At 70.4% G+C, this 8,383-nt stretch carries 9 protein-coding genes; 5 read left to right on the forward strand and 4 right to left on the reverse strand.

Features of this window, described 5'->3' with window-relative positions:
- Positions 1–55 precede the first annotated feature (55 nt).
- The 4 genes from gshB to VJ655_RS18340 all read left to right on the forward strand — a co-directional run bounded on the left by gshB (position 56) and on the right by VJ655_RS18340 (position 5,952).
- Complete coding sequence (gshB, locus tag VJ655_RS18325; protein WP_324113572.1) at positions 56–1,009, forward strand: glutathione synthase; 954 nt, start codon at positions 56–58, stop codon at positions 1,007–1,009.
- A 110-nt stretch (positions 1,010–1,119) separates the two neighbouring features.
- Complete coding sequence (locus VJ655_RS18330) at positions 1,120–2,652, forward strand: YifB family Mg chelatase-like AAA ATPase (RefSeq protein ID WP_324113574.1); 1,533 nt, start codon at positions 1,120–1,122, stop codon at positions 2,650–2,652.
- 36 nt (positions 2,653–2,688) lie between these two features.
- Complete coding sequence (locus VJ655_RS18335; RefSeq protein WP_324113576.1) at positions 2,689–4,227, forward strand: response regulator; 1,539 nt, start codon at positions 2,689–2,691, stop codon at positions 4,225–4,227.
- Between the two features lie 33 nt (positions 4,228–4,260).
- Positions 4,261–5,952, forward strand: a complete 1,692-nt coding sequence (locus VJ655_RS18340) for an AmpG family muropeptide MFS transporter (RefSeq protein WP_324113578.1) — start codon at positions 4,261–4,263, stop codon at positions 5,950–5,952.
- A gap of 126 nt (positions 5,953–6,078) precedes the next feature.
- Here VJ655_RS18340 and VJ655_RS18345 read toward each other — a convergent pair whose 3' ends face one another.
- The 3 genes from VJ655_RS18345 to VJ655_RS18355 form a co-directional block, all read right to left on the reverse strand.
- A complete protein-coding gene (locus VJ655_RS18345; protein ID WP_324113580.1) occupies positions 6,079–6,912 on the reverse strand; it encodes a serine protease in 834 nt (277 codons plus the stop codon).
- Positions 6,913–6,937: 25 nt separating this feature from the next.
- Complete coding sequence (locus VJ655_RS18350) at positions 6,938–7,366, reverse strand: DUF350 domain-containing protein (RefSeq protein WP_324113582.1); 429 nt, start codon at positions 7,364–7,366, stop codon at positions 6,938–6,940.
- An 82-nt stretch (positions 7,367–7,448) separates the two neighbouring features.
- On the reverse strand, positions 7,449–7,889 hold the full coding sequence (locus tag VJ655_RS18355; protein ID WP_324113584.1) for an SRPBCC domain-containing protein: 441 nt from the start codon (positions 7,887–7,889) through the stop codon (positions 7,449–7,451).
- A 51-nt stretch (positions 7,890–7,940) separates the two neighbouring features.
- Here VJ655_RS18355 and VJ655_RS18360 point away from each other — a divergent pair, with 51 nt between their 5' ends.
- Positions 7,941–8,270, forward strand: a complete 330-nt coding sequence (locus VJ655_RS18360) for an ArsR/SmtB family transcription factor (RefSeq protein WP_324113586.1) — start codon at positions 7,941–7,943, stop codon at positions 8,268–8,270.
- A 29-nt stretch (positions 8,271–8,299) separates the two neighbouring features.
- On the opposite strand, the gene VJ655_RS18365 is transcribed toward VJ655_RS18360, so the two are convergent.
- Positions 8,300–8,383 (reverse strand): hypothetical protein (locus VJ655_RS18365; protein ID WP_324113588.1); only part of this gene is annotated, 84 nt, incomplete at its 5' end.

An 8,383-nucleotide genomic window follows, 5' to 3' on the forward strand; every position in this document is an offset into this window, starting at 1 on the left:
AAGAACGCCTAACTAAGCCGTCACGCCAGACGCCCGGAAAACCCCAGGAGCCCCCATGTCGCTGCGAGTCGCCGTCCAGATGGATCCCGTCCTGGGGATCAACATCGACACCGACACGACCTTCCTGATGATGATGGAGGCCCAGAGCCGGGGCCATAAGCTGTGGTTCTACACCCCTGACAAGCTGTCGCTGGAGGACGGCCGGGTCTTCGCCCGCGCCCAGTCCCTGGAGGTCTTCGCCGAGAAGGGCGCCCACGCCAGGCTGGGCGAGCCCATGCTGCTGGACATGAAGGACGACGTCGACGTGGTGCTGATGCGCCAGGATCCGCCGTTCGACATGGCCTACATCACCGCCACCCACTTCCTGGAGAAGGTGCATCCCCACACCCTGGTCGTGAACAATCCGGCCGAGGTTCGCAACGCGCCGGAAAAGCTGTTCGTCACCGACTTCCCCGGCGTCCAGCCGCCGACCCTGATCACCAGCGACCACGAGGCGATCTACGACTTCCGCGCCCGCCACGGCGACATCGTGCTCAAGCCCCTCTACGGCGGCGGCGGCTCGGGCGTGGCGCGGCTGCTGGCCGACGACCCCAACCTCGACGCCCTCCTGGAGCTGCACGCCATGATCGGCCGCGAGCAGGTCATCGCCCAGAAGTTCGTGCCCGCCGTCAGCAAGGGCGACAAGCGCGTCCTGCTGGTCGACGGCGAGCCCGTCGGCGCCATCAACCGGGTGCCAGCCGAGGGCCAGGTGCGCTCGAACCTGCGGGTCGGCGGCCGCGCCGAAGCGGTCGAGCTGACCGCGCGCGACAAGGAGCTCTGCGCCATCATCGGCCCCGAGCTAAAGCGCCGTGGACTGATCTTTGTCGGCATTGACGTCATTGGCGAGTACCTGACGGAAATCAACGTTACATCGCCGACCGGCGCGCAACAGCTGCAGCGATTCAGCGGCGTGAACGCGGCGGCTGTACTTTGGGATCGCATCGAGGACATTCGCCGCGCCCGTGGGTAATTTTGGGTAACTCTCTGATTTTCCCGAAACGTTCGTTTTTCGTTCTTGCTACGACCCAAGAGCTATGCTGCAACTTGTGGATAAACTTTGATTTTCCATGAGGCGCGGATATGGCGGCCAGGGTCGTCACGGTGGCGTTCGAAGGTGTGGAGGCCCGACGTATCGACGTCGAGGTCCAGCTGACCACCGGCCACCACGCTTTCGTGGTCGTGGGTCTGGCCGACAAGGCCGTGGCCGAAAGCCGCGAGCGGGTGCGCGGTGCCTTCGCCGGTCTTGGCCTGTCGCTGCCCGGCAAGCGCATCGTCGCCAACCTGGCGCCGGCCGACATGCCCAAGGAAGGGACCCATTTCGACCTGCCGATCGCCCTGGCGGTGATGGCGGCGCTGGGGGTCATTCCGCTGGACGCCCTCGACGGCTGGGCGGCGATGGGCGAGCTTTCCTTGGACGGACGCATCGTGCCGGCCGCCGGCGCCCTGCCCGCGGCCATGGCGGCCGGGGCCATGGACCTGGGGCTGATCTGCCCCGAGGCGTCCGGACCCGAGGCGGCCTGGGCCGGCGGGACTCGAATCCTGGCGCCGCGCTCCCTGGTCTCGCTGATCAATCACTTCCGGGGCAGCCAGATCCTTTCCGCGCCGACGCCCGGCCCGATCGTCGAGGGCGAGCGGCCGAAAGACCTGCGCGACGTCAAGGGCCAGGAGCACGCCAAGCGCGCCCTGGAGATCGCCGCGGCCGGCGGCCACAACCTGCTGTTCGTCGGCCCGCCGGGGTCGGGAAAGTCGATGCTGGCCCAGCGCCTGCCCGGCCTCCTGCCGCCCCTGACCTCGACCGAGTTGCTGGAGACCTCGATGGTCCATTCGGTGGCCGGGCTGATCGCGCGCGGCACGCTGAGCCGGGCCCGGCCGTTTCGCAGCCCTCACCATAGCGCCAGCATGGCCGCGCTCACCGGCGGCGGCCATCGCGCCAAGCCGGGCGAGGTGTCGCTGGCCCATAACGGGGTGCTGTTCCTGGATGAACTGCCCGAGTTCGGGGTCCAGGCGCTGGACAGCCTGCGCGCGCCACTGGAGACCGGCGAGGTGATGGTCGCCCGCGCCAACGCCCACGTCCGCTATCCGGCCCGGGTGCAGCTTGTGGCCGCCATGAACCCGTGCCGCTGCGGCCACGGCGGCGCCGGTCGAGGGGCCTGCGGCAAGGCTCCGCGTTGCCAGAAGGATTACCAGGGTCGGGTGTCGGGGCCTCTGATGGACCGCATCGACCTGGCCGTCGACATGCCCGCCGTGACCGCCGCCGACCTCTCCCTGCCCCCGCCCGCCGAGGGCTCGGCCGAGGCGGCCGCGCGAGTGGCCCGCGCCCGGCGCCTGCAGCAGGAGCGCGCCGACGCCCATGGCGCGGCCGACGGGCTGAACGGTCGGGCCGAGGGCGCCTTCCTGGAGAGGATCACCGACCTGGACGAGCCCGGGCGCGCCTTGCTGGCCCGCGCCGCCGAGGCCGGCCGCATCAGCGCCCGCGGCTGGACGCGGGTCCTGCGCCTGGCGCGCACCATCGCCGACCTGGAAAGCGCCGAGACCGTGCGGCGCGTCCACGTGGCCGAGGCCCTAGCCTATCGGCGCACCACGACGCCCGGCGAAGAGGTCGCGCCGGCTTGACCACCCGTTAAGTTGCGCCGGTTAGGGTCGTGTCTCATGAGCGACCAAAGACCCGGCGTCACGCCCGAGCAACTGGCCACCCTGAGCCATGAATTCCGCACGCCGCTGAACGGCGTGCTGGGGATGGCGCGGCTGCTCGAGAACACCAAGCTGACCGCCGAGCAGCGCGCCTATGTCACCGCCCTGCGCGAAAGCGGCGACCATCTGCTGTCGCTGGTCAACGACGTCCTGCACTTCGCCCGCCTGGGCGCGGCTTCCATCGAGCTCTCCATCGCGCCGGTCGATGTCGAGGGCCTGCTGCGGCAGGTGGCCGAGCTGATGAGCCCGCGCGCCCACGAGAAGGGCGTCGAGATCGCCTGGGCCCTGTCGGCTCCCCTGCCGGTCATCCGGGCCGACGAGGGCCGGTTGCGGCAGATCCTGCTGAATTTCACCGGCAACGCCGTCAAGTTCACCGAGGCGGGCGGGGTGCTGCTGTCGGCCTCCGCGGCGGAGGACGGCCGGCTGCGCTTTTCGGTGGCCGACACCGGCCCCGGCGTCGCGCCCGACGCCCGCGCCCGCATCTTCGACGCCTTCGTCCAGACGGACATCACCCACAGCACTCAGCTGGGCGGGGCGGGGCTTGGCCTGGCCATCGTCTCGCGCCTGGCCGCGGCCATGGGCGGCGAGGTCGGGGTCGGCGGCGAGCTGGGACACGGCGCCGAGTTCTGGTTCGAGGCCCCCTTCCAGCTGGCCGGACCCGCGCCCCGCGCCGCGCCGCTGGCCGGTCGCGGCGTCGCCGTCGTCTCGCCCAACGCCATCGTCCGGGTCGCCACCGCGCGCCAGATCGAGGCGGCGGGCGGCCGCGCCTTCGCCGCCGTCGACGTCACCTCGGCCCTGGCCGGCGCGCCGGCCGACGCGGTGCTGCTGATCGACGCCGCCCTGGCGGGTCCGCGCGGAACCCTCAAGGCGCCCGCCGGCCGCAAGGCCGTCGTGCTGCTGACCCCCGCCCAGCGCGACGACATCGACAAGCTGAAGGCCGCCGGCTTCAGCGGCTATCTAATCAAGCCGTTGCGCGCGGCGTCGCTGGTCGAGCAGGTGCTGCAGGCCGACGCCGCCGAGGCCGCGCCGCGCCAGGACGCCCGCCACCACGACGACGACCGGATCGCCGGCGCCATCGCCCACGGCGTGCGCGTGCTGCTGGCCGAGGACAATCCGATCAACGCCCTGCTGGCCCGCACCCTGCTCGAGCGCGAAGGCTGCAAGGTCGACCGCGTCGCCGATGGCGAGCAGGCGGTGGCCGCCGCCGTCTCCGGGGCCTACGACCTGATCCTGATGGACCAGCGGATGCCGGGCCTGTCGGGCGTGGAAGCCGCCCGCGCCCTGCGCGCCAAGGGCGTCACCGCCCCGATCGCGGCCCTGACCGCCGACGCCTTCGACGAGGACAAGCGCGCCTGCCTGGCCGCCGGCATGGACGACTTCCTGGTCAAGCCCCTGACCCAGGAGGCCCTCCGAGACGTCCTGACCCGCTGGACGACCCCAGGCGCAACGGGCGGCGGCTGGACGAAAACCGCGACGCGCGCCAAGGTCGCCGGCTAATCCGGGGCGGTCCCCGGACAGGGGATCGCCGCGATGACCAAGCCCGCCGACGCCAAGGCCGCGCCCGAGAAGAAAACCCTTCTCCAGACCCTGGCCTTCTTTGGCGAACGGCGCAGCCTGGTGATGCTGGGCCTCGGCTTCGCGTCCGGCCTTCCCTACATGCTGATCTTCGACACCCTGTCGCTGTGGCTGCGCGATGCGGGTCTGTCGCTGGCGGTGATCGGCTTCTTCAGCCTGGCGACCCTGTCGTTCTCGTTCAAGTTCCTGTGGGCGCCGCTGATCGACCGCGCCAAGGTTCCGGTGCTGCATGGCCTGCTGGGCCACCGGCGGGCATGGATGCTGGTCTGCCAGGCGACGATCATCCTGGGCCTAACGGCGATCTCGGCCATCAATCCGGCCGCCAACCTGCCGCTGATGGCCCTGGCGGCCGTGATCGTCGGCTTCGCCACCGCCACCCAGGACATCGTCATCGACGCCTGGCGCATCGAGGTGGTCGACACCGAGCGCCAGGGCCAGATGGCGGTGGCCGTACAGTGGGGTTATCGCGGCGCGATGATCATGGCCGGCGCCGTGCCCCTGCTGCTGGCCGAACGGTTCGGCTGGAACATCTCCTACCTGGCGATGGCCGGCGCGATGGCGGTCGGGGTGATCTCGGTCCTGGCCGCCCCGCGCGAAGCCGCCCACGCCATCCGACCGATCCACACCGAGGGCGTGCGCCAGTCCAAGGCGCTGGAGATCGCCGAATGGCTGGCGCGCCTGGCCATCCTGCTGGTCGGGGCGCTGCTGGTCGGCTCTGGCCTGTCGGGCGACGCCGCCCTGCTGTCCAAGCTGGTCGGGAACGAGGCCCTGGCCGAAGCCTGGAGCGCCAAGCCGAACGGCGTCTGGCTGCAACTGGCCGGCGTGCTGGCCGGCCTGGCCATCGTGATCCTGGCGGCCTGGCCGATCCCCAAGGTCCCGACCAAGCCCGGCGTCTATCTGTCGACAGCGCTGGGTTCGCCGCTGAAGGAGTTCCTGACCCGCTTCGAAGGGATCGCCGGCCTGATCCTGGCGGCGATCTGCGTCTACCGCGTCTCGGACTTCGTGCTGAACATCATGAACCCGTTCTACCGGGACATGGGCTTCTCCCTGACCGAGATCGCCGAGATCCGGAAGGTGTTCGGCATCATCGCCTCGATGGCGGGGGTGTTCCTGGGTGGGGTGATCGTCGCGCGGCTGGGCCTGATGAAGGCGCTGGTCATCGGCGCCTTCGCCCAGCCGCTCAGCAATCTGATGTTCGCCCTGCTGGCCATGAGCGGCCACAACATCCCGATGCTGTTCGCCTCGATCTGCCTGGACAACATCGCCGGCGGCGTCGCCGGCACGGCGCTGATCGCCTACATGTCCAGCCTGACCACGGCGGGCTTCACGGCCACGCAATACGCCCTGTTCTCGTCGCTCTACGCCCTGCCCGGCAAACTGATCGCCTCGCAGTCGGGCCGCATCGTCGAGGCCTCGGCCCAGGCGGCCGAGCACGGCGGCCCGATCGGCCTGTTGAAGGGCTTGTTCACCCGCCTGCCGCCCGAGAGCTTCACCGCCGCCGGCGCCAAGCTGGGCGTCGGCGCCCCGGCCATGGCGGCGGGCTATACGGCGTTCTTCATCTACACGGCGCTGATCGGCGTGGTGGCGATCGTGCTGTCGTTCCTGGTCGCCGCGCGGCAGAAGCCGGCCGAGGCGGCGACGCCTTAAATCCTCTCCCCATGGGAGAGGTGTCGGCGCAGCCGACGGAGAGGGGAGAGGCCGGCTCGGCAGGACTTCCCCCTCCGGTCGCTACGCGACCGCCTCCCGCGCTAGGGGGAGGATTTCCCCCTCGGTCTAGACCCGCAAGCACACCACCTGGGCCACGCGCAGGTCGCGGCGCAGGCCGTCGGCGACCCGGCCGTAGTTTTCGGTCGTGATCGGCTCGCCGGGCGCGAATTCCGAAGGCGCGGGACGGCGACGCGGGCCGAGCACGGTCTTCAAGGTCTCCGGCGCGGTCGTGTAGATGCGGCCCCGACGCGGGGACTCGGCCACGGTGACCCCGATCACCCGCCCGGCGGCGTCCAGGGCGGGCGCCCCGGAGAGACCCGACAGGGTGCCCTTCAAGGTGTCGGTGCGGCCGACCTCGGCCCAGACCAACACCGGCTCGGTGCGCGCGCCGCGGCCATGCACCACCAGGTTCTCGCGGCCCAGCAGGCGCGAGGCGGCCTCGCCCGGATGGCCTTGCGGGAACCCGGGATGATAGGCGCGCGCGCCTCGGCGCAGCGGCTGATCGACGCCCAGCGGCACGGCCGGAGCGCCGCCCTCGGTGGTCAGGATCGCCGCGTCGGCGCGCGGATCGACATGGACCCGGGCGGCCACGCCGCGTCCGTCGGCCACCACGATGGCCGCCTGCTTGCAGCCGTCGACCACGTGGCGGGCGGTCAGCCAGACACCGTCGTCGCCGACCGAGAAGGCCGTGCCCGAGCCCGGCTCGGGCCGGTCGGGCACCTGGACGACGATCGACGGGTCGAACGGCGAGGACGGCCCCAGCGGCAGCCCTTCCTCGCCCGGAACCGGCGGCGGCGGCGGCGGAGCGTCCGAGCGCTCCTGCCGGCCCACGGCCACGATCACCAGGGCGCTGACCGCCGCGGCGTAGACCAACCAGTCTGGAAGCTTGGGAAAATGCACCGGAAAGCCCCCGCGCCTCGCTCGATCAGCCCGCCACCGCGGCGGCCAGGATCAGGGCGGTGGCCAGCTTGGCGCCGACCAGCAGGGCGGCGGCCGAGATCTCGCCCTCGTGGATGCGTTCGGGCAGGCCCTTGAGCACCATGTCCGTGCAGCGGAAGACCAGCAACTGGACGGCGATGGTCGCCGCGCCCCAGATCATGATCTCGATCACCGAGGTCGAGGCCGTCAGCGAGATGGCCAGCGGAATGGCCAGGCCCACCATCACCCCGCCCAGCGACAGGGCGGCGGCGGAATTGCCCTCGCGGATCAGGGTGATCTCCTTGTGGGGCGTCATCAGCGCATAGAGCGCCGTGCCCAGGATCAGCATCACCAGGGTTACGCCAGCGTGCAGCAGGGTGACCGGAAAGCCGGTGGCGAAGGCCTGGACCTCGGGCGACTGGAGCTGGGACGGCATGGACGCGGACTACCCCGGGAAATCTACAGAGCCCTGACTACCACGGCGGGGCGCGTCTTGCGTAGGGGGCGTCTTGCGCAGGTTACTTGTAGAAGCCCTGCCGCAGGTTGATCCCGTGCTCGACGAAGACCTTCATCGCGCACAGCATGCCGGTCCAGCCCTCGCAATTGCCAAAGGCGGCCTTCTCGCCCTCGGGCGTGTCGCGCCAGCCTGTCTCGTGGATCGTCACCAGGGTGCGGCCGTCGCCGGTGTCGGCGAAGGTCATGGTGACGGTGGTCGTATCGCCGGTGGGCGAGCCCCAGCGCAGGACGATCTTCTGGTTTTGCAGGACCTCGACCACCTCCACCGGAAAGGCGCCGGGGAAATCGTGGAAGTCCCAGGTGACGGTCGCGCCGGTCTCCAGCCGCCCCTTCGCCCCGCCGGTGGTGAAGTAGCCGGACAACTTCTTCGGATCGGCCACGGCCTCGAAGACCTCGGTCACGGGCTTGGCGATCCGGCCGCTGACGGTGAATTCGTGCGCCATGGAACACTCTCCTCGCTTGCTGGCGCGGACCATATGTTATAAAATTATAACATGTCAAACGAGGACGAAGCCGACCTGATCTTCAAGGCCCTGGGCCACCGGGTCCGGCGGCGGATCCTGGATCTGTTGAAGGTCGAACCGCTGACGACCGGCAGTCTGTGCGCCCTGTTTCCGGAGTTGGATCGCTGCACGGTTATGCAGCACCTCTCGGTGCTGGAAGCGGCGGGCCTGGTCGTGGCCGAGCGGCGCGGGCGCGAGCGCTGGAACCACCTGGACGCCCTGCCCGTGCACGCGATCCACGAACGCTGGATCGGACCTTATGCGGCCTATGCGGCGGCGATGCTCAGCCGGCTGAAGAAGGCGGTGGAGGAAGAAGTTTAGCGTCCCTTCTCCCCTTGCGGGAGAGGGAATCAAGCCGCCTCGTCGTCGTCCTCGCTCAGCATGCCCGCCATGGCCGCCATCGACAGCTTGCGCAGGGCGCTGGCGCGGACCTT

Source organism: Caulobacter sp. (assembly GCF_035254145.1).
Classification (GTDB): domain Bacteria; phylum Pseudomonadota; class Alphaproteobacteria; order Caulobacterales; family Caulobacteraceae; genus Caulobacter.

Coding starts and splice junctions, on each gene's coding strand:
- VJ655_RS18360 (WP_324113586.1), top strand. CDS start 7,941: ATGTCAAACGAGGACGAAGCCGACCTGATCTTCAAGGCCCTGGGCCAC.
- VJ655_RS18350 (WP_324113582.1), bottom strand. CDS start 7,366: ATGCCGTCCCAGCTCCAGTCGCCCGAGGTCCAGGCCTTCGCCACCGGC.
- VJ655_RS18335 (WP_324113576.1), top strand. CDS start 2,689: ATGAGCGACCAAAGACCCGGCGTCACGCCCGAGCAACTGGCCACCCTG.
- gshB (WP_324113572.1), top strand. CDS start 56: ATGTCGCTGCGAGTCGCCGTCCAGATGGATCCCGTCCTGGGGATCAAC.
- VJ655_RS18330 (WP_324113574.1), top strand. CDS start 1,120: ATGGCGGCCAGGGTCGTCACGGTGGCGTTCGAAGGTGTGGAGGCCCGA.
- VJ655_RS18355 (WP_324113584.1), bottom strand. CDS start 7,889: ATGGCGCACGAATTCACCGTCAGCGGCCGGATCGCCAAGCCCGTGACC.
- VJ655_RS18340 (WP_324113578.1), top strand. CDS start 4,261: ATGACCAAGCCCGCCGACGCCAAGGCCGCGCCCGAGAAGAAAACCCTT.